Source organism: Bacillus sp. SA1-12 (assembly GCF_000981385.1).
Taxonomy (GTDB): Bacteria; Bacillota; Bacilli; order Bacillales; family Bacillaceae; genus Metabacillus.
Window position 1 is genome coordinate 271367 of record NZ_LATZ01000002.1, and the last position, 23785, is coordinate 295151.

Below are 23785 nucleotides of genomic sequence, written 5' to 3' on the forward strand. Positions count from 1 at the left end.
GCGTCGTCTTCAAGCCTCTTTCATAAGAAAGAGGCTTTTCTTATTTTTAGAGAAAAGCCTCCACAATCAAACTTATCTGGGGGTATATATTATGTGTGCTGTAAAATCATCCGGCTATGAACCATTAACAGAAAACGGGGCTATCGCCCTGGCAAAGCGTCTTCAATTATTTGAAGAAAAAAGCAACCTAACCTGCAATGAGATCGGTGATGGAAACTTAAATCTTGTTTTCAAGGTGAAAGACGCCGATACGAACGAAAGCATTATTATTAAACAAGCTCTGCCATATGCTAAAGTTGTGGGTGAAAGCTGGCCTTTAACTTTGGACCGAGCACGTATTGAAACCCATGCTCTTTTAAAGCAAGGTGAATTTGTTCCGCAATATGTACCTAAGGTTTTTTACTCTGATGAGAAGCTAGCTATTACCATCATGGAAGACTTGTCACATCTGCAAATTTCAAGAGCAGCGTTAATAGAAGGCAAGGATTTGCCGCTTCTTTCAAAGCATATTGGTGAATTTTTAGCAAAGACATTGTTTTACACATCAGACTATGGTTCAAATCAACATGTTAAAAAATCACTTGTTAAACAATTTATAAATCCAGACCTTTGTAAAATTACTGAGGATCTTGTTTTCACAGATCCATTTTTTAACCATGACACAAATGAGTATGAACCAGAACTGCAGAAGGATGTTGAACAGATTTGGCAGGATGAGTTACTTAAGTTAGAAGTAGCAAAACTGAAACAAAAATTCCTAACCAAGGCAGAAGCTCTTTTACATGGTGATTTACACACAGGCAGTATTTTCGCTGACGAAGAGGAAACGAAAGTGATTGATCCAGAATTTGCATACTTTGGGCCAATCGGTTTTGATGTTGGTCAAGTTTTTGGAAATTTTCTATTGAATGCAATTTCACGTAATGGCGAAAAACAGGATGTGCTTCTCCAACACATCGTTACAACATGGAATATTTTCGTTGAAGAGTTTACAACAGCTTGGAAAAAGGATGGGCTGGAAATTTTCACAAAAGTTGAAGGCTATCTAGAACATGTATTATCAGAAATTTTCGAAGAATCGGTTGGTTTTGCAGGCTGCGAAATTATTCGCCGTACAATTGGTCTTGCTCATGTTGCAGATCTTGATACCATTCAGCCATATGATAGAAGAATTGCAACAAAACAATTGGCCCTCTCACTCGGAAGTGAACTGATAAAAAATCAAAAAACAATTACAAGACCTGAACAATTTATTGATTACGTAAAAGAAACAGTCATTCAATAAAGCGAGACTTCCATCAGTAGGTGGTCTTCCTACTGATGGTTAGTAAGACTTATCGGATCTTTACGGGCAGTTTTCCTTCTCTTTAGTTTTTTTAAAAACTTGTAGGGTGATTATTACTGCCCGTTAAGATAGGATAAAGCGAGACTTCCATCAGCAGGTGGTCTTCCTACTGATGGGTGTGCTGAGACTTATCGAATTTCTTTACGGGCAGTTTTCCTTCTCTTTAGTTTTTTTAAAAACTTGTAGGGTGATTATTACTGCCCGTTAAGATAGGATAAAGCGAGACTTCCATCAGCAGGTGGTCTTCCTACTGATGGTTAGTGAGACTTATCGGATCTTTACGGGCAGTTTTCCTTCTCTTTAGTTTTTCTAAAAGCAGGATGATTATTACTGCCCGTTAAGATGGGATAAAGCGAGACTCCATCTGTAGGTGGTCTTCCTACTTCCTATAAAGGATATCTTTATCCAATTTGACTGGATCAATCTAGTTTATAAAGGAGTATATTACAAATGGCAATAAAAGAATTTACGATTCCTCGTTCAGTTATTTGGAAGGATTCTTCCATTTCTTTATTAAATCAGCAAAAAATCCCGCATGTTACAGAATACCTTGAACTCACAACTGTTGATGAAGTATGGGATGCTATTCAAACCTTAAAGGTAAGAGGTGCTCCTGCAATTGGGATCACTGCAGCATATGGGCTTGCATTAGCAGCTCTTCAAGATTCATCTAAAACAATCGAGGAATTTCAAGCTGCGATTAAGAAAAAACGAGACTATTTAGCAAGCTCTAGACCTACTGCTGTTAATTTATTTTGGGCATTGGACCGATTGGTGGCAACCGTTGCAAACGTAAAGTCAATTAATGAGGCTAAGACTCGAATAGTTCACGAAGCTATTCAAATTCAAATTGAGGATGAAGAGGTTTGCCGTTTAATTGGAGAACACGCACTCTCTGTTTTTAATAATGGTGATCGAATTATGACCATTTGTAACGCCGGCTCTATTGCTACAGCAAAATATGGAACTGCACTTGCCCCATTTTATTTAGCAAAAGAGCAAAACAAAGAGTTAAAGGTTTTTGCCTGTGAAACCCGACCGGTGCTCCAAGGGTCTCGCTTAACAACTTGGGAGCTGATGCAGGCAGGCGTTGATGTAACGTTAATAACAGATAATATGGCCGCTCACACAATCAAATCGAAAAATATCACTGCCATTATAGTAGGTGCTGATCGCATTGCAGCAAACGGTGACACAGCAAATAAAATTGGGACCTTCAATTTAGCCTTATTAGCAAAAGCATTTAACATCCCTTTTTATGTAGCCGCACCATTGTCAACATTTGACCCTTCTATAGCAAATGGTGAGCAAATTCCAATTGAGGAGCGAAATCCTAAAGAGGTAACAGAGCTTAATGGGGTGCAAATTGCACCTGAAGGCGTGAACGTATTTAATCCTGCATTTGATGTCACTCCTAATGAATTAATCGCAGGCATCATTACGGAAAAAGGCATTCTGGAAGGTAATTATCAAGAGGAAATTTTACAACTATTCAACAGTTAAGGAACAAAAGCGTATGCGTCTTAAACAGCCCTGGGGTAATAGCCGATTTGTAATGGACAAGATCCAAGAAGAGCTATATACAAGAGCGCGGTAATCACAGTTTAAAACATTTTATCATTTACTGGGTAGCAAAAAATAAAACCTTAGTCTGGTAACAGGCTAAGGTTTTTATATTTTAATCATGTTTTTTTCTTTGATCATACTTTTGCCTATTGCTTCCACTTTTCAAGTAATTGATTTTTCTCAGCCTCTGAAATGATTTGAAGTTTGGAAAATAAGGAAGCATAGAAATAAACTTTTTTTGAACGTTTAGATAACCACATAGAACTTGCCCCTTTCTTTACCGAATGCAACTTTTTTCTCTTACTCAAATAATATGTTGTCTGCTCCTAATTGTGACAAGTTCAATTTTTTTAGTGCTAACCTGCTATCATTGGCTATTGATTGATTGGAAGTGTAATATGAAAGGTTGTACCTTTCCCCTCTTCACTCTCCACATCCACTGATCCGCGATGCTCCTCAATAATTTTATAGCTGACCATCAATCCTAAGCCTGTCCCCCGTTCCTTTGTTGTATAGAACGGTTGGCCGAGTCTTTTTATTTTATCTTCAGAGATGCCTGATCCTCTATCTGTAATCGATACTATTACATGTTCATTATCTTTCCTTATAATCGTGGCATCAATTTGTCCGCCCATTGGCATAACCTCTATTGCATTCTTTAAAATATTAATAAATACCTGCTTTAATTGATTAGGCTCACAATAAATTAATGGCAAATCAGGATCTACGATCAACTTCATCTGTACATTTACAAGGATAGCTTGTGCATTCAGCAGATCGATCGTTTCCTTCATGATGATACCAATATCTTTCTTTAAATATTTTATTGCCTGCGGTCTTGCTAAAATTAAAAACTCTGTAATAATCGATTCAATTCGGCTTAATTCTGATGTTATCACGTTAAAATACATCGAAAAGTCGTCTTTCACACTTCCTTCTAGAAGCTGGATAAATCCTTTTAATGCTGTCATTGGATTTCTAATTTCATGTGCTATTCCAGCGGCAAGCTCTCCTACAACATTTAATGTATCTGATTTTCTTAGTTGCTCTTCTAACTCCCTTTTTTCCGTTACATCCCGGAATACTGCCAAATTCATATTTTCATTAATATTATTTTTCAACGTGAATTCAAGTATTTTTTCTTCCCCATTTGCGAATTTATACATAATTTCTTGCAGTGTTTCTTCCCAATCATTCGAATCCTTTTTAATGACTCCGGTTCTATTCATGTTGGAAAATAACAAATCATATAAATTAAAGGAAATTAAATCTTCAGAAGTTAAATTAAGTATTCGCATCGCAGTAGGATTTGCTTCAATAATTTCAAAGTCATTATTAAATAAGACAATTCCATCCATTGCCCCATCGAAAATTTTGCGGAATTTTTGTTCACTTTCTCTAAGTACCTTCACCATCCTTTTCCGTTCACTGACATTTCGAAAAATCGTTAAGTGATGACCTTCGGAAATATCCATTTTTGATGTGAATTCCAGTTCCTTATTTTGCCCATTCGGCATATGAAAAAGCAATTCCTCCCTAATTGCTCCTGTTTGAAAATATTCTTTTTTTACTCTAGCAAAATTTAAAGAGGTTTGGTCAATAAAGTCAAGAATATTCCTCGTGACCAGCTCCTCTTCCGGCAATTCAAACGTTCTGCTTGCGGCTTGATTAACTCTTAATATTTGACCATCCTTCCGCCAGATCATAATGGCATCGATGGCATTTTCAAAAATCTCTCTAAAGCGTTCTTCACTTTTATAAAGCTTCATTTCCATTGAACGCTTTTCAGTAATATCACGCATAATGGCCATATAGAAGCCATTAATAATATTAGAGGTTGTTGTAAATTCAAATATTTTCTTATCACCATTTTTTAATAATACCGGCAGCTCACCTTTTGCACTGCCATTTTCCTTTAATAGCTTCCATAATTTTTCTAATATATCGTTATCCTGCTTATCAATAAAATCATCAAGTACATATGAACTTAATTGAGTTTTGCATATTTCAAAACTTGTACAAAAAGATCCGTTTGCATCGATAAATGCCCCATTCTGGTCAAAAATGACAATCCCGTCTACCGCACGATGAAACAGATCTTTAAATAGTTGTTCATTTATTGTCCGTTCCCGTTCGAGCATTTTTTTAAAAGAAACATCCTTAAGCATGGCAAGGTCGTATCCGTTAATTGCATGCTTTCGTATAGAGATTTCTATAAACTTTACTTGTCCATTATCTAATTTTACGACAAGCTCCTTCCCAAGTGTATAGTCATTATATAGTTCATCAAACAGTTCCTTCTTTTCATTTTTGGGAATGAGTGAAAGAAAGTCATCTAGTTTTCGATTACATAGCTCAGTTTTTTCTAACTGAAACAAATGACAGGCAGAAGTATTTACATCAATAAATTTCAAGTGTTCATCAAAAATGGCTACAGCATCAAGCGCACCTTCTAAAATGCTTTCATACTGAAGAAGCTTCGATTTAAGTAATTCATTCTCAGCCGTTAGCTTTGCCACTTTTTCCTTCATCGTAACGATTTCGTTTTCCTCCATCGTCTGCTTCAATCTTTTCACCCCTAATTACCTGAATCTTCACTATTCAATTATTCTACAAGGACTATCATAGTCCTTCACATTCTGTCAAAATGCAAAAAAAATGTTTGCTTTTTTTTCGAAAAAAATTATGATAGATGTTGGTACAAGAGGGTCCATTTCATTCTATAACCAATCTTACATTCGGATTACACTTTCGTTACACCCCTAATAAAATATATTTCATTTTACGAATAATAGTTTAGTAACGGCTACAACTTGGGAATAAAGAAGAGGATGGCTTAGCGGATTGATTTTGTGTTTTTTGGGGCTTAAGCAAGGTGATCTAAGATATTATTCTCGGATAGGAATTAATATCATTCTTATATTGTGGATAAGCGCACGATATCCAGCTCCGAAGCACAGGATAGGCAAATACAGTTAATGCGATTGACGACCTAGTTATTGACTGCCAGCGCCTAGCCCTATATGGTCTTGTCACTCATAAATTGAAGGTAAAGGACATCCTCTATTCATGAGCGTCTTATTTACCCTGGGTTATAGGCTAATCAATGCGTTTCCGCTTTAATTCTTACTTCTAAAGAAAAGGTGAAATTATGAAAAATCGTGATAGTTACTTTGATAACGCTAAATTCTTTTTGATTATTTTAGTGGTCTTTGGACATATCATTCGCTCCTTTATAGATGACAGCCAAATGCTTATGAATGTATATAAATTTGTTTATACTTTTCATATGCCGGCATTTATCTTAATCTCTGGTTATTTTGCAAAGGGCTTTAGAAAAAAGGGATATATCGAGAAAATAACAAAGAAATTAATACTTCCATATCTCATTTTCCAAGGGATATATTCAGTGTATTATTATTTCATTGAAAAGAAAGATGCCCTTGTTCTTGACCCATTAGACCCTCATTGGTCTTTATGGTTCTTAATCAGTTTATTTTTCTGGAATGTTCTATTATTTGCTGTTACAAAGCTTCCAGCAAGTTGGGCACTGTTCCTGGCATTTTCGGTCGGCTTAGCTGTAGGATATATCGAGTTTATTAGTAATTATCTAAGCTTATCAAGGACATTTGTCTTTTTCCCTCTGTTTTTAACAGGCTTTTATTTAAAACGTGAACACTTTACTTTTATAACTAAGGTACCTGTAAGAGGACTTTCCAGCGTTTTATTAATTCTGACATTTATTGCATACTTTTATATAGATTTTGATTACGAGTGGCTATTTGGATCTAAATCCTATTCTCACTTTGGCGATCCATCCGTATTTAGCGCGATAATCCGCCTGGGCTTTTATAGTTTAACCTTAATTACTTCGTTGAGCTTTTTGTCACTAATCCCAAAAACACATGCATTTTTTACAGAATGGGGGACAAGAACCTTTTATGTCTACCTGCTGCACGGTTTTATCGTTCAATATATGAGGAACAGTGAATTATTAGATTGGATGAAAGATTATCAAAGCATTACATTGCTTATTTTCTTATCGATTCTTTTAACATCTACTCTATCGACAAAGATCGTGAAAGCCGTCACCCAGCCAATTATCGAATTGCGAACATCTACCATTAACTACTATTTAAAGAACTTTACAGCCATGAATTCAAAATCCAATTAAAGAAGAGCAAAGCATAGCTTTGCTCTTCTTCTTTTTTGGCAAAGTAAATATTAGTTTATATAAATTAAGGTATGATTCCTGTATATTTTTCCATACTATGGATACTCCTCCATTATCATAAGTACGTTTTTTCAGCTGAATATGATACAATAAGATTTTAATTGCATGATATATGCAGTCCTTAAAAATAAATGTTAGAAGTGGTGTTAATCGCAATGAAAACCGTTTTATCAACATTAAATGCAAAATATATCCATACAAGCCTATCAATTCGCTACTTAAAAGCATATGCATCACCAGAATATGACATTGAGCTTGCAGAATATACAATTAAGGATCCGTCCATGAATATCGTGACAGATCTGCATCGAAAAAAACCCGAATTATTAGGGTTTAGCTGCTATATTTGGAACATTGAAGAAACGATAAAAGTCATTAAAATGATGAAGAAAATTAATCCTTCATTACTAATTGCACTTGGCGGACCTGAGGTCACATATGATACAAGAGAATGGATGGAAAGAATTCCGGAGGTTGATTTCATTATTATTGGTGAAGGGGAACAATCGTTTAAACAATTATTGGATGAGCTTCACAGCGAACAAAATTTTGCTAATGTAAATGGAATTGCTTATCGTGAAAATGGCGTGATCCGAATTAAACCTCAACAAAATAAAGTCGACTTAAAGGAACTGCCATCCCCATTTCGCTTTGAAGAAGATCTATCCCATCTTTCGAAGCGGGTGACATATATTGAAACAAGCCGGGGATGCCCATTTAGCTGTCAGTTTTGTTTATCATCAATTGAAGTCGGTGTTAGATATTTTGACCGTGAAAAGATCAAGGATGATATTCGTTTCTTAATGGAGCATGGTGCCAAAACGATTAAGTTTGTCGACCGTACTTTCAACATCAGTCGCAGTTATGCAATGGAAATGTTTCAATTTCTTATTGACGAGCATAAACCTGGGACCGTGTTTCAATTTGAAATTACCGCAGATATTATGCGCCCTGAAGTCATCCAATTTTTAAATGACAATGCTCCAAAAGGATTGTTCCGTTTTGAAATTGGTGTGCAGTCTACGAATGATGCAACGAATGAACTTGTCATGAGAAAGCAAAATTTCAAAAAACTTACAAGAACCGTCACAATGGTAAAGGAAGGCAAAAAAATAGACCAGCATTTAGATTTAATTGCCGGACTTCCGGAAGAAGATTATCATTCGTTTAAGAAGACATTTAACGATGTGTTTGAAATGCGTCCAGAAGAACTTCAGCTTGGCTTCCTAAAAATGTTAAGAGGAACGGGATTACGTCTTCGCGCAGCTGACCATGGTTATGTTTACATGGATCATTCGCCATATGAAATCTTAAAGAACAATGTTCTTACATTTGAAGATATCATTAAAATTAAACAAGTTGAGGATGTTTTAGAAAAGTATTGGAATGATCATCGTATGGATGAAACCATTGAATATATAGTAACACACTTGTTTTCCACACCTTTTGATTTCTTTCAGGAATTTGGCACCTTCTGGGATGAAAAAGGTTGGTCAAGAATCGGTCATCAATTAGAGGATTTATATAAGCATCTCTATGATTTCCTGCAAAATAAGAAAATTAAGGAGCTGCACATTGCAAGCGGGTTTATGAAATATGATTACCTTAAAAATCAAAAATACAAACCCCGTAAACCGTGGTGGTCAGATACCCTATCAAAGCAAGAGCGGAGCAAGATTTATCATTCCATTTTGGATCAACCGCTTATTTTAGGTGAAGAATTTGCCAGTAAACAACTATCTGAAAAAGATTTATTTAAACATACAGTTCTTGAAACCATTCCATTTAATATGAATCATTATTTAAAAACAGGTAAGTTAATTGAGGAAGATTCATTCATTCTTGTTCATTATGATCCAATCCAATCATCAACCATTGTTTATGCAGCACCATCAAGTGAACTTGATTCAAAAGTAAGCTAAGGAAGTTTTTTTCCTTATATGGGGGGCTGTCTCTTTGTTTTTGAGACAGGCCCCTTTCTTATTGATTAAAACGAAAATGAATATTTGCAGTTTATTTATTCTTGCTTTTACCCTTGTTTTTATTCTTGTTTTTGTTTCCTTCAAGAACTCCATATATTTGCGATGCATTAACATCTCCAAGCTCATGGCCAAACTCTTCCTTCAACAGGTCCATTGGCATTGGTTTTTTATGATTTTCCATTTCTTTGCTTTTCTTATGTTTTTTAGTCATGTTTTACTTCCCTTGCTTTCCCTTTTTGGAATTACGGTTGGCACCCTTCATTTGATCCTGATCATCATTGATTTCTGCAACTTCTGAATCCGGAAGGCTTTCTGTAGGTGTAAAGTTATGTTTTATTGCTTGATTTCTTGCCGCTTTTCTTTTCATCACTAATCACCTCAAATCATTATTTAGGATGCTACATCTTTACTTTTACCTTGTTTCAATCAGGCTAACACAGGAAGTAAAAGGGAAAAGCTTAATGCTCATTATGCTCATATGCAATAAGGACAATCTCTTCTCCTGTTTCCTCTCGAAGCTTTGACTCCATTTGTTGTAAAGTCGCTAATTGTGTTTCGGATAAATTGGCAACGGGAAATTTCCTTTGTTTTTCCATAAGTAAAACTCACCTCTTTTCTTTTTTACTGTTTCAATTTCATATTCAAATTATGTAACGGAATACTAAGAACGAGGTGAGCACTATGTCAAAGCAAAAAAACATGTTGATCGATAAAACCATGCCACATCAAATAAACTCTCCATCTTGGAAAGATACTGGGATTGATATGAAGGAGCCTTTTGTCAATAAGTATGGGGTAACCATTGGAGATAGCTTTTATAACTCCGAGAAGTCTCCGTTAAACCATTGGAGTGACGAAATTGACCCAGAAATTATGTCAGGAGATCAATGGGTGCATCCAACAAATGATATTGGCTGGAACACACCAGAAAATCGTGCTTTAATTGAAGAAATGAAAAAGCCTAAAGGAGTCCCATTTATGCATCCTGATAAAGATGTAGGGTATGGTAGTGATTAAAAATAAATGTAAAAGCTCCTTGAACAGCTTGGGTAATAAGAGAAAAAAAATATAATTCATATTAACTAAAAAGAAGCATGGTGTTTGCAGTCAAAACTGCTACGTTAATTGCACTGTTTACCCTTTCACATCTCGTGCTTCCGAGCTGAATTTAACGCTTATCGCCAGTAAGAATGTTAAAATTTTCTAATGACAATAAAAGGTTGACAAAATTTTGTCAGCCTTTTATTCATTCATTTATAAATACATTAAATACTTCCTTAACTTTTGGAACAACATGATGGCTCCCGCCTTTAGCTTTAACGTCTTCCACCATCATGGCGATTAACAACTGCGGTTCATTGCTATTTACAGCTACAAACCAACCATTCTCATTCCCCTTTTGGTCATCCTTTGACTGCTTAAGCTCAGCTGTTCCCGTTTTACCGGCTAGTTTCTGACCTTGTAATCGCGGCTCATATGCCGTTCCATTTGGATTTTGAACGACCTGCTCTAAATGGTGAAACAGTATTTCGACATGTTCTGGGGACACTAGATGTTCCTTCCAAATTGTAGCTTTTGCTTCTGGTTTCTTTTCCAAATAAGGCTTGATCATATTCCCATTATTCACAAAGGTTGTATATACTGCAGCTAAATGAAGCGGGCTCATTTGAATTTGACCTTGGCCATAACCTGAATCTGCTAATAGCTGTTCATTTGACAGTCCATCATTGGCAATAGTGGATACATTTGTCGGAAAAGGAAAGTCGATTTCTTCTTCAAATCCAAACTTTTTAAGCCCATTTGCAAGTTCATCAGGCCCGATATCTAATGCTAATTGGGCAAAGAAGATATTATCAGAGTAAATAAGCGCCTTTTCCAAGTTCACCTTTTCTACTTTGCTTGAAACACGTTTCACAAAGTAATTTCCCCAGCTTTTATCCTTTTGCCAAGTTGTGCCTTTAATGGTTTTAGTATCGCTTTGCTTTAGTTTGCCTGTTTCAAGTCCAATTGCTGCGGTTAGCGGCTTTAACGACGAGCCAGGAGAAAATCCCTTATTAAATCTTGCCATTAACGGATTAAGCGGATTATTTGCTAAGTTAGCATATTTTTCCTGCGAAATACCATATATAAACTCGTTCGGATTATAAGATGGGCTGCTTACCATTGCTAATGTTTCACCTGTAGTTGGATGAAGCGCAACAGCTGTCCCAGCCTCACCTTTTAATTGCTCATAAAGCGCCTTTTGCAGATCATTATAAATTGTAAGCTTAATATCTTCTCCATTTACCGGTTGCTTTTCGGCTATTATTTTTTCAGTGCCATCAATGTAAATTTTATATCCATTCTCCCCTTTTAACCGATCCTCATATACTTGCTCTAATCCAGTTTTTCCTATCATCGAATTGCTGCTATAGCCATTATCTTTTAATTCATCAAGCTGTTCAGCCGTTATGTTTCCGATATAACCAGTTAAATGCGCTGCTGCTTCACCTAAAGGATAAAGTCTTGACTCGACATTTTTCTTTTGAACCGAAGGGATTGCAAGCAGTTGATCAAACAGCTTCACATTTGCTGGATCGATCTTTTTTAATGGCACAAATAGGTCTGGCTTCACCCATGCCTGATTCAGCTTGTCTTCAATTTCAACTATACTGAGATCGAGCAATTTTGAAACGTTTGCAAGAACCTCATTACGATTATCCAGAATCTCCCCTGGAACAATACCAATTTCATATGCGATCCCATTCACAGCAAGTCCTTTATCATTTTGATCAAAAATTTGTCCTCTTACAGCTGGAGTACTTGAAACTCTTATTTTTTCTCCTTCTTCCAACTGTGGAAAAATCATTGCAGGAGTCCATGAAATAAACCAGTTTTCTCCTTTTTCTCCCTTTTCCTTCTGCAGTTGAACATCTTGCTCAAATGTAATGTTTCCAGCAAGTGTGTCCATTGATAATGCAAATGGATATACCATCTCTCTTTGATCATCTTTCATTTCTTCTTCAGAAGGCGGGCTAAAAGTAACCTTTATATTTTTTGCTGATATCCCATCATAAATATCTTTATAGCGGGTAACAAAGTCTTCTTTTGAGATCTTCTCTTTTGTGTTTGTAGTTAACATTTCGTACATCTCTGAAAATTTTTGATCATTCCATAGTTTTATGTATGCAGAAAAACGTTCACTTGCTGTTGGAGCTTCTGTACAAGCATTTACGATGAAAATCGTAAAAAGTAGTGTCAACATGACACATATTTTTTTCATACCCAACCTCCTTACATATTGTCCCAATAAAGTATAGCATAGTAACATATGGTGATTAGTGATTCTGCTAAAAAAAGATTGATAACCACAGAAAAACAATGGTCATCAATCTTCTTAATGGTTACCCTATAATGATTCTTTCCTTTGGATAATGGTAATTGTCTTTTTTTCTTTCCTTTGTCCCTAATAAATAGAGAAAGGTAAGAATGCCAACCCTTCCTATAAACATTAATATCATAATAACGACTTTCCCCGCTGTGCTTAGATCTGCAGTAATTCCCATTGAAAGTCCTGTTGTACCAAAAGCTGAACAAACTTCAAATAAAATTTTAGTGAATGGAAAAGGTTCCGTAATTGATAAAATGAAAACGGCCAAAAAACATATTAAAAAAGCAAACATTGTCACAACGACCGATTTCATTAAATCCTCCTCATGCAGCTCTCGTTTAAAAATTTTAATTGATTTATTCCCTCTTGCAAAATGAAAAAGAAACAAGAGATTTAATGCAAAGGTTGTTGTTCGGATTCCTCCGCCAACTGAACTTGGTGAAGCGCCAATAAACATTAATGCACACATTAAAAGAATCGTCGTTTCTTTGAACACACTAACATCCATTGTTGCTAACCCCGCACTTCTTGTCGCGGTTGATTGGAACAATGCATAGAAGAATGTTTCATGCCAAATCATTCCTTTGAAAAAATAGGCATATTCCAAACATGCTATAGCAATTGTTCCACCGATAACTAAAGAAAAGAAAGTAATTGACGTTATTTTGGTGAATAATGAAAATCTGAAGCGCTTATGTTTATTAAACAAGAAATCTTTAACTTCAATTAACACTGGAAAACCAATTGCCCCAAGGATAATTAAAATGATGACGATAAATTGAATAAAGTAATCGTCAGCAAAAGGAACCATTGATTGCCCTGTAATGTCGAAACCCGCATTTGTTGTTGCACTGACAGAAGTAAAAATACCGTGTAAAAATGCATCCTGCCATGTATCATAATAATTCAGAAAATAGACTCCTAATATCAGTCCGCCAGTTAATTCTATCAAAAGGATTAAGATGATAACTTCTTTAATTAATTTAACAATTCCGGACAAATTTTGCTGATTTTGGTCTGCCATGATCAATTGCCGTTCTTTCAAACCAATTTTTTTCCCCATAATTAACCATACAAACGTTCCAAGGGACATAACCCCGATACCGCCGAACTGGAGAACAAAAATGAGAATAAAAATGCCTGTTACACTAAATGTTTCAGCTGGTGAAATGGAGGTTAGTCCTGTTACACTTACAGCACTTACCGCAGTGAACAGCCCATCAATAAAAGTCCATTCAACCCCAGGCTTATGTGTAACTGGCAAGCTTAATAATATAACTGAGACTGTCACAGCTAAGAAATAATAAGAAACAATTAATTGTACCGGTGTCATTGCCTGCAGCCGAAGCTTCCATTTGTTCATTCTTCATTCATTCCTTACTATCCATACTTTCTATGGCTAATGCTGCCACATAATTTAACCATTCCCTTTATCTTAAAGAAAAAACAGATAAATTTAAAGAGGTTTTTTCTATGGTGACATAGAAGATAGGATTGGATAAATAAGGGGATAACTACAAAACAAAAGGGTCAGGCCTCTCTAACACAATATATAGGAACCAAGCAGCCGAAAGATCCACATATTGGTGTTTATAAGAAAGGTCAGACCCCTTTAAAAATCTATTTATTTTGCCTCTAACCGACTAATACGATCATCTAAATCAGGATGTGTAGAAAATAAGGACATCCCCTTTTTGCTATTAATTTTCAAGGTGGATAATGAGGCTTGCTCATCTCTTACACGTGAAGAATAGTGTTTTAATGAGCGCAATGCATGAATCATTTTATCTTTACCAGCTAAATCTGCTCCTCCCCGGTCTGCATGAAATTCTCTGTACCTTGAAAAGGCGAAGATAACAAGACTTCCTAGAATCGAGAAAACTAGTTGGAAAATGATCACGGCAATAAAATGAACAATTGGTGCAAGATCCTCTTTCACTACCCTCGATACTGCCCAAGCAGCTATACGGGCAAGGAAGACAACAAATGTATTCACAATCCCTTGAAGCAACGTCATTGTCACCATATCTCCATTTGCAATATGTGCAACCTCATGGGCTACAACCCCCTCAATAGCAGCATCATCCATTTCATTTAATAGGCCGGTTGATACAGCAACAAGGGAACGACGTTTAGAAGGTCCTGTAGCAAATGCATTTACCTCAGGAGATTGATAAATTCCTACCTGCGGCATTTTTGTTAATCCCGCTGCTCTAGATAAACGGTGAACTCTTTCCACTAAATCCCTTTCAACAGGTGAAAGGGATGCTTTGGGATCTAACACCTTTACTCCCATCATCATTTTTGCCATCCAACGAGACATGGCTAATGACATAAAGGAACCTGTAAACCCTATGACTGCACTAAAAAGAAGTAAATTAACTAAGTCAATTTGACCTGTTAAAGACTGATAAGGTGAAACATTTAATAATGATAATACAATCCCAATCGTTGTTAACACGAGAATATTTGATAACAGAAAAAGAAAAATACGTTTGGCCATGCTAACCTCCAGGTTTCAAGTTCTCTTGAACTTGTATTATAATAAAATTATAGAAACTCTTTCATTAAATTTCAAGGAATATTCCGGATGTTCACAAAATGCTTCCATTTTGGAAGCTTCACGATAATAATTAAGAATTAATCGGGGTGTCATAATGACCATTCAATTAACGCGTAAACAAATGACAAAGTTATTATATTCATTAAAAGGAGTGTCAAACCACCTTCCTTCAGAAATAGTAAAACAAGCATTTGGATCCACACCAATAAATGAGCTGGAAATTCCTCCGTTTTTAATTAAAACGAATAAAAAACGCAGCATTAATCAAGAATATGGTCTATCAACAAATGAGATAGTCGCACTGGCGAATTTATGTGAGCTTACTTCACTTAAATCAACATCGATTCAAAACTGGATTAAACGTGATGTTAAAGAATTAATTGGAGTACCTGAGCTTGGTAAAAAATATTCAATTGACCAAGCAGCTATGCTATTAATTGTCAAAGATTTAAAAACAGTTTTCGAATTTGAGAAAATACGGAAGCTATTAATCGTTGTCTTTAACACTTTATCTGATCGTAGCGATGACTTAATTAGTCCTATTACCTTTTATGAAATATATGCTGATGTGCTTGATTCTTTCGAAGCCTTGCCTTCAATGAGCTTGAACAATCAAACATTAGAAAAGAGAATTGTGGATAAAATAAATGCTATGTCAAGGCGGTTTTCGGAGCTTTCAGATCATCAATGGCTCCAAATAAGAAGTGTACTGGTCATTACGGTTTTATCTGTTTTAGCTTCCCATTTACAAACCAGGGCACAGGTTTATTTAAATGATCATTTTTGTTGAGCTAAACATTACCAGTATAGAAAAACCTCGCAGATGAAACCTTATGATTAAAGCTGATAAATAAACGCAACGTTTACAGGTATCAGCTTTTTAAAAACTATTAAGGGGTGAGTTTTTTTATGGCTAGAAGCAGTAATAAGCTACTTGTTCCAGGGATTGAACAAGCTCTGGATCAAATTAAATATGAAATTGCTAATGAATTTGGTGTTCAATTAGGTTCAGATACCGTCTCACGGGCAAATGGGTCTGTTGGCGGAGAAATTACAAAACGTTTAGTTGCTCAGGCTCAATCACAATTAAACGGACAAAGAACAGAATAAAAAATGGCAAAAAAGGCTGATTACTCAATCAGCCTTTTTACTATATCAAGTCCGGACTTATTCTTACGAAGTTAATCATCGTTATCTTCTTCATCGTCCCGGTCTTTATTATTATTTTTCTTGTGCTTTTTATCTCTATTTTCTTCTTTTTTCTTATTATTATTTTTCCCATTCTTCTCTTTTACATCGTCACTGTATTCTTGCTCACGATTTTCGCTCCGATCGTCATCATGGTCCCAGTTATCGTATTCGTCTTCACGGTCATCAATTGCTTTTTTTTTATCTTTTTTGTCATCCTTGTTTTGATTGTTCCAGTTGTTACGATTTATGTTACCATTTTTCAACGAAGGGTTCTCTTTTTTAATATTTTTTTGATCCTGTGTGTTGTTAAGATTATTTTCTTTATTTGATTCCACCGTTGAATCTTTGGTATTAGGTGCTTGACTGTTGACAGGTGTATCTTTTTGTTGTGTTTCACTTATCTCTTGCTCTGCTGCTTTCTTTTCAGCTTGATTCAGTTTCCTTGCCTGCTCATCACTTGGAGCTTTCTCTTTCTCGATCAGCTCTAAGTATTTCCCTGTTGATATCCCCTGTTGATGAGCCTTTTCTCTCGTATCAATGTCAGATTCGATTGCTTTTACTTCAATTTCGTCATGTTCAAAAGAGGTGCGGATATCATCGATATTTTCTGATAGTTTTGTATTTCTTTTACTATCATCATTATTTATTACTGTAGTAATAATAATTTCCTTGCCTGGATAAACGTAACCCTTTTCTTTTGATTTTGCTACGATTAAATCAACGACTACCTGAAAATGTTTATTTTCCCACTTTGGAAGCCGATCAATTAGTGCTTTTGCTTCTTCATTTAGTGGTTCTAGTGATATAACCTTTAAGTTATCGTCAATAGCTATCTCAAAGCTTGGATTAATGTCAATTGACATATAGGCATACACTTTATCCTGATTAAAAAATGGAATAAAACTGATCATAAAAAACATGATTGCTAAAACAGATAAAATGCCTACCCTTACTTTACGAGATTGAAAATAAGCCAAAAAATTTCGTTGATTCATTCTTGATTCTCTTGAAGCTGCTTCTTCACGTTCATCCATTAAAGGGAAAAAAGAAATTTCTTCACCTATTTCATAAATTCCCTCTTTATTACTTGCTTTTAAAAATTGCCCATCTGGGGTAAGTAGTGTAACTAAGTCATCATTATATTCTACGACGACCCCTCTTTTCATGAATGTAGCACCCCTTTAATATATTCTTTTAAATAGACAAATTCCCCTGACATTATGATAGCCATTGCAATAATATATTTTCTATTTCTCTCAATTGTTTTTCGACTCACTGCAACCTTCGCTTCAAGCTGTTTTACAGGAAGCTGTCTCTTTTGGAAAAGAAATTCCCTTAATTCATCATCTTCTACTAATTTGGATGCAACCAAAATGGCATTTTGCCTTGCATCAAAATGCTTTGGAGATTGTTCAACAATTTCAGCAAATGTCAGCTTAAAATCTTTTAAGCAGTGCTGAAAATAGGCAATCTCTTCCCTGCGATGCTCTTGCTCAATCATTTTCGTATATTCATCAATTGATAAGTCAGATTCAATTTTACTTTGAGAGAATTCACCCTCTTCATGCTCCTGTAGCTCTAAATTGATCGTGTAAGGATGACGAACTTCTTTACGAATATAATCAATAACCTTGCGTTTAATTACCAATTCAGCAAAAGCAAACAATGAACTTCCTTTATCCGTTGAATATTTTTCAATAGCATCATTGAATGCAATTAGACCTATACTAAATTCATCATCATTTTCATTTATATATCGTTTACAAACGGATGAGACCGTTTTTGCAACGAACGGCTTATATTGTTCTATTAATTGATTTTGTAATTCTTTATCACCTTGTTGTATTAACAGAACGGTATCTTCTAATGTACGTTTTTTCTTACCTAGTCCAAACAAAAGGCTAAGCATTGAGGTTCACCTCTGTTTCCCCTATATTACTTTGTTTATCATAGCTAAATTACATAGGGTTCGCAAAGGAAGAAATATGAAAATACCTTTCTAGTTTTCTACAGATTGAAGACAAATGTTACAAAAGTTCATACTTTTTACCTATGGCATAAAATAGAACAGCCTTCTATAACCTATTTCAATAAATTTAATTTATTGTCTAAAATCAAACGAAAGATTGAACAAATAAAAAAGTGCTAAATGTATTTTTCACACTAAAAACCTTAACTTAATCGTAAATATTCACTGTTTAATTAACCATCTCCTTTTTTATCCCCCTATAGATTTTCCTTTTTCACTACATTGTTTCGAACCATTCTGATTTATTAAGGGTGTATATTCAAAAAAAAGTGAAACCTAAGAATTAATACCTATTTTCTGTTACAAATTTGACATAAAACTTATCCCAATTATAAGAATAGAGCTATACTTTAGGTATCATTTCACCTTCATATAAGTAACTTGACTCAGGGAAGAGTAGGCAGCCCATTACAAAATTCACCGGAGATTTTTATTCATTAAGTTCTAGTTCCCCATCTATCCTACATATTTATGAAAGCAGACAACCTTTGTATCTTTGGTGAGGGGGATGATGAAATGGATTGGCTTCAAGCCATTATTCTGGGGATTATACAAGGACTCACTGAGTTCATTCCGATAAGCAGTACCGGACACCTTTACCTCGGACGAAAGCTTTTTGGGCTAGAGGAAGCGGGCTTATTTCTAGATACAATGCTCCACATTGGTACACTTATTGCCTTGCTTGTTTTCTACAAAGACATCCTAATGACTTTATTAAAAAAACCATTTAGTCGGCTAACCGCATTGCTTGTTGTTGGAACAATTCCAGCAGTCATCGCTGGTGTTTTATTTAGTGATTTCTTTGATGAAATTTCAAAAACAGGTGTGACAATTGGTTGGGAATTTCTATTGACAGGTATCTTTCTATGGTTTGCCGATTCGATAAAAAATGGAGCAAAGAAGCTAGACGACCTTTCCCTTTTCGACTCCTTTTTTATCGGAAGCTTTCAAGCTTTTGCTATTTTTCCTGCAATCTCAAGATCTGGAATGACAATCGTTGGCGCCTTGATACGAAAGATGGACAAAGAGGCTGCCGCCTATTTCTCCTTTTTACTTTCAATACCTGCGATATGCGGAGGAGTTATTTTTCAGCTGAAGGATGTCCTAACAGGTGATGTTCCGCAAATCAGCTTCGTATCAATGCTCGTGGCAACCCTAACTTCTGCGTTTTTTGGTTATCTTGCAGTAAGGTTTATGATCTCTTTTGTAAAGCGAAAATCCTTAAAGATATTTGCTGTATATGTTTGGGGACTTGGCACTCTCATTATTTTCTTGCAGCTGCTGGGTATTTTTTAATAGTCCTTTAATAAATAAGAGACTTTCCCATTAATATAAGAAGAGTTTCTTCTGTTTTACTACCAATATTCTTAGGAACTCAATCTTTGTTTTTTAATCAGGATTTTTTTGGCATCTATTACTACACATGAAAAAGACAAAAGAAACTTATCCTATACACAACTAGACAATGGAAAGGAAGAAAATCCAATGCATACGATGTGGAAAGGTTCTATCAGTTTCGGCCTTGTCAACATTCCAGTAAAGCTTTATGCTGCAACAGAAGATAAAGACATAAAGCTTAGAACCCTTCATAAAAAATGCCACACACCTATTCAATATGAAAAAAAATGCCCAAATTGTGATGAAGAAATCAACAATGAGGAAATTGTTAAGGGGTATGAATATGTTAAAGGGAAATATGTTGTTCTTACAGATGAAGAACTTAAAGAATTAAAGGACGAGCATGAAGACAAAACTGTTGAAATTATTGATTTTGTAAAAATGGAGGAGATTGATCCCATTTATTTTAGCCGTTCATATTTTATCGGTCCAGGCGAAAACGGAGGAAAAGCCTACGGTTTACTCCGAGAGGCTCTGAATAAATCCGGTAAAATTGGAATTGCACAAATTACAATTCGTTCAAAACAACAGCTTGCCATGGTTCGTGTTTACCAGAACTGCATTGTAATGGAAACCGTTCACTACCCAGATGAAGTGAGAAATGTTAAAGAAGTACCCAGTGTTCCTGAGCAGGTCGAGGTCGGAGCAAAAGAGCTTGAAACAGCTATCATGTTAATTGACCAGTTAACATCCACGTTTGATCCTGAAAAATACAAAGATGATTATCGTCTTGCCCTTCAAGATTTAATTGAACAAAAGGTGAACCAAAACGAAGGCAAAACACCAACAGAAACTGCTCCTAGACAAAATGTAGTCGATCTTATGAGTGCACTGCAGGCAAGTATTGAAAAAACGAAAAAGCCTCAAGGAAAAGCAAACCCAAAAGTTCAACCGGCAAAAGCTGCTGGTGAAAACACTGGCGCTAATCAGCCGTCTCCTAGTCCAACAGAAAAAAAGACAAAAACAGTTCGGAAGAAAGCTTAGAGATTTTCAGCTAAAAGGGACTGAACCCGAAGAAAAGCAAATACTAATATATAGGATTTTTAATATGAATCCTCCTATTATTGTATTTGCAGGGACTGTCCCTTTGTTTGACAGCCCTATTGGTTCTAGCCACCTGCTAATCTTTCGTTAACCATTTTGCAGCTTCAAGTAATGATGGAAATTGATAATCTGCTAAGCCTTCCTCCTTTCCAATTAAAATCGTTTTTGTACCTGCTTGTTTTCCAGCCAAAATGTCTACATCTCGATCACCGATCATTATACTTTCGCTTAAATTAACATTATGCTTTTCAGCAAGCCTGCGGATCATTTCCGGTTCAGGTTTTCTACAAATACAGCCAGCATGAGGCTTGTGCGGGCAATAAATAATATCGTCTATTCTACCTCCGTATTTTCCAATATCCTGTTTCATTTTTTCATGAATCTTCCAAAGCATTTCTTCCTTCATATACCCTAACCCTATTCCACCTTGATTTGTCACAACAAAAACCAAAAATCCTGCGTCATTTAATAACGTAACCCCTTCACCTACACCGTCTAACAAATGCATTTGTTCCGGTTTATTGACAAACTTGACTCGTTTACTTAAAACCTCATTAATGACTCCATCACGATCGAGAAAAACAGCTTTATTCAAAATTATCTCCTTCCTTTCATGATTTATAGTAGAACTGTCCATATTACAAATAAGACATATTAAAAAGGTGAATGTACATGAAACCAATGTTGCCAACTTTACATAGTGAAATCCCTGAGGGTGCCGATTGGGTCTATGAAACAAAATATGATGGATTTCGAGCCCTGCTTCATCTTTCAAAACAATCCATTGAATTAATCAGCCGGAACGAAAAGTCCCTAAATGTTACATTTCCTGAAATCATTGAGGAAATACGTGAGCTCCAGCAAAAGCTTGAACCTTTTTTGCCGCTTGTACTCGATGGAGAAATTGTTTATCTTACGTCAAAGCATTTTTCTTATTTTGAACAATTGCAAATTAGAGGACGCTTAAAAAACAAAGAGAAAATAAAAGAGGCTTCTAATGAATTTCCCTGTAAGTATTTAGCGTTCGATCTTCTTGAAATCAACGGCAAGCAGCTTTTTGCTGATCCATTAAGAATGAGAAAAGAACAGCTTCAAAAGCTATTTCAAGCGATTCAACTCCAAATAACGGTTGATCATAAGCTTCCCAATCTTTTACAGTATGTTCCATATAATACCCATTATACAAAGCTTTGGGAGGAAATGAAGCTTGAGGATGGTGAAGGCATCATAGCTAAACAACTAAAAAGTAAATGGGAAGCAGGCACACGCACCAAGCAATGGTTAAAAATTAAAAACTATAAGTATGCCTGCTTTTTTATCACAGGTTATGATAAGAAAAACGGCTATTTTCATGTCGGGGTATTTAAAGGTGAGGACATCATACAAGCAGGAGTCTTTTCTCATGGGATTTCAAGTGAAGAGCGTGAGGCATTAATAAAAATAATCAAAGATAACAAATTCAGTGAAACCCCGTCCTTCGTCGAGATTACTCCCAGCATTGTTGTTGAGATCCAATTTTTATCTTTGTATAAAGGTCAATTGCGGGAACCTTCTTTTCTTTCTTTCCGTTTTGATATTGAGTTTGAAGAATGTACATGGGATCAGCTTTTATTAGCGACCGCACCCATCCAGGAAGAGGTTGTTTTTACCCACCTTGATAAACCGCTATGGGAAACAATGGATGTGAAAAAGGAACAATTTTTAAGTTATCTTTATCAACTTTCACCGTATATGCTTCCTTTTTTAAAAGATCGTTATTTAACAACGATCCGTTTTCCACACGGAATGTTTGGTGAAGCCTTTTATCAGAAAAACAAGCCTGACTATGCGCCAAGTTTTATCCGATCAAAAAAACATGAAAAAATTGACTATATTATTTGTAATGACTTATCTACTTTGCTGTGGCTTGGGAATCAGCTGGCATTTGAATTTCATATTCCGTTTCAGACGGTTGATACAAATCATCCTATCGAAATTGTCTTTGATCTCGACCCGCCGTCTAAGGAGTATTTTCATCTCGCCATTAAAGCAGCAACCGAAATGAAAAAGATTTTTGATCAATTTGGGTTAAAAACATATCCAAAGCTCTCAGGAAACAAAGGCCTGCAAATTCATATACCACTTTCAAAGGATTCTCTTAGCTATGATGAAACAAGGGTTTTCACTTCATTTATTGCTGAATTTCTTGTAACCAGCTTTCCTGATGACTTTACAATCGAAAGAATGAAAAAAAACCGCGGCAACCGGCTATATGTTGATTATATCCAACATGCTGAAGGGAAAACGATCGTGGCCCCATACTCCCTTCGCGGAAAAAAAGAAGGAGCCTATGTTGCTGCACCATTGCTTTGGGATGAGGTTAATGAGGATTTATCAGTTAAGAATTTTACAATGGACAATGTTATACAGCGTTTAAAGACAATAGGCTGTCCTTTTCAAGACTATTTTACTTCCCCGCAAGATGAGACATTAAAAACATTAATAAGAGGTCTGACCTCAAAATAGGCCGATCAGACCTTCATTTATACCAAGTATTCAATTTGTGTGAAAATAATCTGATTACTTGGTTCCTTTTTAAAGTCTAAATCGAGTAGGAGGGGGTGACTAACCCCCGACCTCTCACACCACCGTACGTACCGTTCGGTATACGGCGGTTCAATTAAGTTTGACGTAGAAATTCATATCTTTGATATAAACTTTTAAGCCCACGGGAACTCCAATAGGAGTTATCAAGGGTTTTGTGTAGAATTGGACTACAGGCGATTCTCCAATATTTCTTTCTTGAGTTTCCCCATTCGTATGCCTTGTTATCAGGAACACCTAAACCTTTTAGTTTTCTAACTCTTGTTTTAGGTGTTTTCCATTGTTTCCATTCAACCATACGAAGTCTTCTTCTTATCCACTCTTCAAATTCTTTGAACTTACTTGGTGTATCAGCTAAAGCGAAGTATCCGCACCACCCTGTTAGATATTGGTTTAGTTTTCCAATTCTAACTTCCATAGGACTAGGTTTTGAACGAGATGTGATCTGTCGTATCCTAGACTTTAGTCTTTTGATACTTT

The 23785-nt window shown here is 35.8% G+C and carries 21 protein-coding genes; 10 read left to right on the top strand and 11 right to left on the bottom strand.

Annotation, left to right across the window (positions count from 1 at the left end; translation table 11 throughout):
- Nucleotides 1-91: 91 nt before the first annotated feature.
- Together mtnK and mtnA are read left to right on the top strand one after the other, a co-directional pair.
- The gene (mtnK, locus tag WQ54_RS02490) at nt 92-1285 is read left to right on the top strand and encodes an S-methyl-5-thioribose kinase (RefSeq protein ID WP_046511592.1); all 1194 of its coding nucleotides are present in this window, start codon (nt 92-94) and stop codon (nt 1283-1285) included.
- Between the two features lie 510 nt (nt 1286-1795).
- On the top strand, nt 1796-2848 hold the full coding sequence (gene mtnA / locus WQ54_RS02495; protein ID WP_046511594.1) for an S-methyl-5-thioribose-1-phosphate isomerase: 1053 nt from the start codon (nt 1796-1798) through the stop codon (nt 2846-2848).
- Nucleotides 2849-3285: 437 nt separating this feature from the next.
- Here the strand turns inward: mtnA and WQ54_RS02500 are convergent, their stop codons facing one another.
- The gene (locus WQ54_RS02500) at nt 3286-5466 is read right to left on the bottom strand and encodes a PAS domain S-box protein (protein WP_156177643.1); all 2181 of its coding nucleotides are present in this window, start codon (nt 5464-5466) and stop codon (nt 3286-3288) included.
- Nucleotides 5467-6059: 593 nt separating this feature from the next.
- On the opposite strand from WQ54_RS02500, the gene WQ54_RS02505 reads away from it, so the two are divergent.
- Nucleotides 6060-7085 (top strand): acyltransferase family protein, encoded by a 1026-nt coding sequence (locus WQ54_RS02505; RefSeq protein ID WP_046511599.1) that lies wholly within the window; start codon nt 6060-6062, stop codon nt 7083-7085.
- A gap of 215 nt (nt 7086-7300) precedes the next feature.
- Nucleotides 7301-9067, top strand: a complete 1767-nt coding sequence (locus tag WQ54_RS02510; RefSeq protein ID WP_046511602.1) for a B12-binding domain-containing radical SAM protein — start codon at nt 7301-7303, stop codon at nt 9065-9067.
- Between the two features lie 91 nt (nt 9068-9158).
- Here WQ54_RS02510 and WQ54_RS02515 read toward each other — a convergent pair whose 3' ends face one another.
- The 3 genes from WQ54_RS02515 to WQ54_RS34180 all read right to left on the bottom strand — a co-directional run bounded on the left by WQ54_RS02515 (nt 9159) and on the right by WQ54_RS34180 (nt 9723).
- Nucleotides 9159-9338, bottom strand: a complete 180-nt coding sequence (locus tag WQ54_RS02515) for a hypothetical protein (protein ID WP_046511604.1) — start codon at nt 9336-9338, stop codon at nt 9159-9161.
- Nucleotides 9339-9341: 3 nt separating this feature from the next.
- A complete protein-coding gene (locus tag WQ54_RS34175) occupies nt 9342-9494 on the bottom strand; it encodes a hypothetical protein (protein WP_046511607.1) in 153 nt (50 codons plus the stop codon).
- Nucleotides 9495-9585: 91 nt separating this feature from the next.
- On the bottom strand, nt 9586-9723 hold the full coding sequence (locus WQ54_RS34180; RefSeq protein ID WP_197089522.1) for a hypothetical protein: 138 nt from the start codon (nt 9721-9723) through the stop codon (nt 9586-9588).
- A gap of 85 nt (nt 9724-9808) precedes the next feature.
- On the opposite strand from WQ54_RS34180, the gene WQ54_RS02525 reads away from it, so the two are divergent.
- Nucleotides 9809-10144 (top strand): DUF3905 domain-containing protein, encoded by a 336-nt coding sequence (locus tag WQ54_RS02525; protein WP_046511611.1) that lies wholly within the window; start codon nt 9809-9811, stop codon nt 10142-10144.
- A 229-nt stretch (nt 10145-10373) separates the two neighbouring features.
- Here the strand turns inward: WQ54_RS02525 and WQ54_RS02530 are convergent, their stop codons facing one another.
- The 3 genes from WQ54_RS02530 to htpX all read right to left on the bottom strand — a co-directional run bounded on the left by WQ54_RS02530 (nt 10374) and on the right by htpX (nt 15000).
- A complete protein-coding gene (locus WQ54_RS02530; RefSeq protein WP_046511614.1) occupies nt 10374-12389 on the bottom strand; it encodes a penicillin-binding transpeptidase domain-containing protein in 2016 nt (671 codons plus the stop codon).
- 121 nt (nt 12390-12510) lie between these two features.
- Entirely contained in the window at nt 12511-13860 is a 1350-nt protein-coding gene (locus WQ54_RS02535) for a TrkH family potassium uptake protein (RefSeq protein ID WP_046511616.1), read from the bottom strand.
- A gap of 261 nt (nt 13861-14121) precedes the next feature.
- Entirely contained in the window at nt 14122-15000 is an 879-nt protein-coding gene (gene htpX / locus WQ54_RS02540; protein ID WP_046511621.1) for a protease HtpX, read from the bottom strand.
- Between the two features lie 151 nt (nt 15001-15151).
- Here htpX and WQ54_RS02545 point away from each other — a divergent pair, with 151 nt between their 5' ends.
- Nucleotides 15152-15850 carry a DUF1836 domain-containing protein gene (locus WQ54_RS02545; RefSeq protein WP_156177638.1) on the top strand — a complete coding sequence of 233 codons (699 nt, stop codon included), beginning with the start codon at nt 15152-15154 and terminating at the stop codon, nt 15848-15850.
- Between the two features lie 119 nt (nt 15851-15969).
- Nucleotides 15970-16170, top strand: coding sequence for an alpha/beta-type small acid-soluble spore protein (locus WQ54_RS02550; protein WP_046511627.1), 201 nt, complete (start codon nt 15970-15972; stop codon nt 16168-16170).
- Between the two features lie 71 nt (nt 16171-16241).
- Here the strand turns inward: WQ54_RS02550 and WQ54_RS31725 are convergent, their stop codons facing one another.
- Together WQ54_RS31725 and sigI are read right to left on the bottom strand one after the other, a co-directional pair.
- A complete protein-coding gene (locus tag WQ54_RS31725) occupies nt 16242-17417 on the bottom strand; it encodes an anti-sigma factor domain-containing protein (RefSeq protein ID WP_052737623.1) in 1176 nt (391 codons plus the stop codon).
- Nucleotides 17414-18160, bottom strand: a complete 747-nt coding sequence (gene sigI / locus WQ54_RS02560; protein WP_046511630.1) for an RNA polymerase sigma factor SigI — start codon at nt 18158-18160, stop codon at nt 17414-17416. The genes WQ54_RS31725 and sigI overlap by 4 nt, the downstream gene beginning before the upstream one ends.
- 636 nt (nt 18161-18796) lie before the next feature.
- On the opposite strand from sigI, the gene WQ54_RS02565 reads away from it, so the two are divergent.
- Complete coding sequence (locus WQ54_RS02565; RefSeq protein ID WP_046511633.1) at nt 18797-19576, top strand: undecaprenyl-diphosphate phosphatase; 780 nt, start codon at nt 18797-18799, stop codon at nt 19574-19576.
- A gap of 189 nt (nt 19577-19765) precedes the next feature.
- On the top strand, nt 19766-20662 hold the full coding sequence (locus tag WQ54_RS02570; RefSeq protein ID WP_046511636.1) for a Ku protein: 897 nt from the start codon (nt 19766-19768) through the stop codon (nt 20660-20662).
- Between the two features lie 136 nt (nt 20663-20798).
- Here the strand turns inward: WQ54_RS02570 and WQ54_RS02575 are convergent, their stop codons facing one another.
- Nucleotides 20799-21317 (bottom strand): HAD-IIIA family hydrolase, encoded by a 519-nt coding sequence (locus WQ54_RS02575; protein ID WP_046511639.1) that lies wholly within the window; start codon nt 21315-21317, stop codon nt 20799-20801.
- A gap of 77 nt (nt 21318-21394) precedes the next feature.
- Between WQ54_RS02575 and WQ54_RS02580 the strand changes: the two genes are divergently transcribed.
- On the top strand, nt 21395-23227 hold the full coding sequence (locus WQ54_RS02580) for a DNA ligase D (RefSeq protein WP_046511644.1): 1833 nt from the start codon (nt 21395-21397) through the stop codon (nt 23225-23227).
- Nucleotides 23228-23381: 154 nt separating this feature from the next.
- On the opposite strand, the gene WQ54_RS02585 is transcribed toward WQ54_RS02580, so the two are convergent.
- Nucleotides 23382-23785: group II intron maturase-specific domain-containing protein (locus WQ54_RS02585; protein ID WP_331434769.1), on the bottom strand; the 404-nt coding region annotated here is incomplete at its 5' end.

Coding starts and splice junctions, on each gene's coding strand:
- WQ54_RS02510 (WP_046511602.1), top strand. CDS start 7,301: ATGAAAACCGTTTTATCAACATTAAATGCAAAATATATCCATACAAGC.
- WQ54_RS02515 (WP_046511604.1), bottom strand. CDS start 9,338: ATGACTAAAAAACATAAGAAAAGCAAAGAAATGGAAAATCATAAAAAA.
- WQ54_RS34175 (WP_046511607.1), bottom strand. CDS start 9,494: ATGAAAAGAAAAGCGGCAAGAAATCAAGCAATAAAACATAACTTTACA.
- htpX (WP_046511621.1), bottom strand. CDS start 15,000: ATGGCCAAACGTATTTTTCTTTTTCTGTTATCAAATATTCTCGTGTTA.
- mtnK (WP_046511592.1), top strand. CDS start 92: ATGTGTGCTGTAAAATCATCCGGCTATGAACCATTAACAGAAAACGGG.
- WQ54_RS02535 (WP_046511616.1), bottom strand. CDS start 13,860: ATGAACAAATGGAAGCTTCGGCTGCAGGCAATGACACCGGTACAATTA.
- WQ54_RS02530 (WP_046511614.1), bottom strand. CDS start 12,389: ATGAAAAAAATATGTGTCATGTTGACACTACTTTTTACGATTTTCATC.
- WQ54_RS31725 (WP_052737623.1), bottom strand. CDS start 17,417: ATGAAAAGAGGGGTCGTCGTAGAATATAATGATGACTTAGTTACACTA.
- sigI (WP_046511630.1), bottom strand. CDS start 18,160: ATGCTTAGCCTTTTGTTTGGACTAGGTAAGAAAAAACGTACATTAGAA.
- WQ54_RS02550 (WP_046511627.1), top strand. CDS start 15,970: ATGGCTAGAAGCAGTAATAAGCTACTTGTTCCAGGGATTGAACAAGCT.
- WQ54_RS34180 (WP_197089522.1), bottom strand. CDS start 9,723: ATGGAAAAACAAAGGAAATTTCCCGTTGCCAATTTATCCGAAACACAA.
- WQ54_RS02525 (WP_046511611.1), top strand. CDS start 9,809: ATGTCAAAGCAAAAAAACATGTTGATCGATAAAACCATGCCACATCAA.
- mtnA (WP_046511594.1), top strand. CDS start 1,796: ATGGCAATAAAAGAATTTACGATTCCTCGTTCAGTTATTTGGAAGGAT.
- WQ54_RS02570 (WP_046511636.1), top strand. CDS start 19,766: ATGCATACGATGTGGAAAGGTTCTATCAGTTTCGGCCTTGTCAACATT.
- WQ54_RS02500 (WP_156177643.1), bottom strand. CDS start 5,466: ATGGAGGAAAACGAAATCGTTACGATGAAGGAAAAAGTGGCAAAGCTA.
- WQ54_RS02565 (WP_046511633.1), top strand. CDS start 18,797: ATGGATTGGCTTCAAGCCATTATTCTGGGGATTATACAAGGACTCACT.
- WQ54_RS02580 (WP_046511644.1), top strand. CDS start 21,395: ATGAAACCAATGTTGCCAACTTTACATAGTGAAATCCCTGAGGGTGCC.